The 1,162-nt window shown below is 60.5% G+C and carries 1 protein-coding gene; it reads right to left on the bottom strand.

All coding sequences use genetic code 11. The features are described 5' to 3' along the window. Positions 1-15 precede the first annotated feature (15 nt). A complete protein-coding gene (locus tag IVW53_16145; GenBank protein ID MBF6607089.1) occupies positions 16-1,116 on the bottom strand; it encodes an IS630 family transposase in 1,101 nt (366 codons plus the stop codon). Positions 1,117-1,162: the final 46 nt, after the last annotated feature.

Here is a 1,162-nt window from a genome sequence, read left to right as displayed (position 1 = left end):
CTAGTGCGGTGACATTCAAATAGCGCGCGATTGATGGACGGTCTCGAGGGCCACCCGTCCACGTCGGACCTTGGTGATGATCTGCTTGGCCGTCTTGGTCCAGATGAACGGAATGGGATCTTCATTGTGATGGGCGATGTAGGCCTCGATGGCCTCGATGAGTTCGGGAACGCTGCCGAAACTGCCCCGCCTGATCCGCTTGGTCGTAATCGCACCGAACCACCGCTCGACCATGTTCAACCAAGATGAGCTCGTCGGCGTGAAGTGAAAGTGGAAGCGCTTGTGCTTCTCCAGCCACGCCACGACATCAGGGTGCTTGTGGGTGCCGTAGTTGTCCAAGATGACGTGGATCTCTTTTCCCCGAGGAACCTCCCGGTCGATCAGGCGCAAGAAGGCCAAGAACTCCTCGTGTCGGTGGCGTGAGAAGCACTGGCCGATGAGTTCGCCGGTGAGGACGTTGAGCGCGGCGAACAAGGTGGTGGTGCCATGGCGCTTGTAGTCGTGGGTGATTGTCCCTGGGCGGCCTTGTTTCATCGGCAGGCTGGGCTGGGTGCGGTCGAGGGCCTGGATCTGGGACTTTTCATCGAACGAGAGAACGATGGCTCCGTCGGGCGGGTTCATATACAGGCCAACGACATCGATCAACTTGTCCTCGAAGTTCGGATCGTTCGAGACCTTGAACGTCTTGACCAGGTGAGGTTTGATCCCACGGGCCTGCCATTCGCGCTGGACCGTCGTGCGCGACAGCCCGCAGTGTTGCGCCATGGTGCGATTCGACCAGTGAGTGGCATCGGGCGGCGTGGTGTGCAACGTGTCGCTGATCATCTGATCTATCTGTTCTTGGGTGATGACCGGTTTGCGGCCTCGACCTTCGTGCACTTCGCCCACCCAGCCAACTCCGTCGGTCTCGAAGTGGCTCCGCCACAGGAGAACCGTCGAACGAGAGACATCGAGCGCCTCGGCGATGCTCGAGTTCGCCACACCTTCGCCGGCCATCAACAGGCCTTTGGCCTCGCGCACGGCACGGTGGGGCAGCGAGACGCTCGCCGCGATCTCCTCGAGTTGTGTGCGTTCGTTCTTGGTCAAGTGCAGCGGTGGTGCCGGTGGACGGGCCATAGCTCCATCCTACCCCTATCGCGCGGCTATTTACGTGTCACCACAC

It is taken from the genome of Chloroflexota bacterium, assembly GCA_015478725.1.
GTDB lineage: Bacteria > Chloroflexota > Limnocylindria > Limnocylindrales > CSP1-4 > C-114.
Note: the sequence above shows the minus strand (reverse complement) of the source record. Positions and strands in the feature narration are given on the sequence as shown.

Coding starts and splice junctions, on each gene's coding strand:
- IVW53_16145 (MBF6607089.1), bottom strand. CDS start 1,116: ATGGCCCGTCCACCGGCACCACCGCTGCACTTGACCAAGAACGAACGC.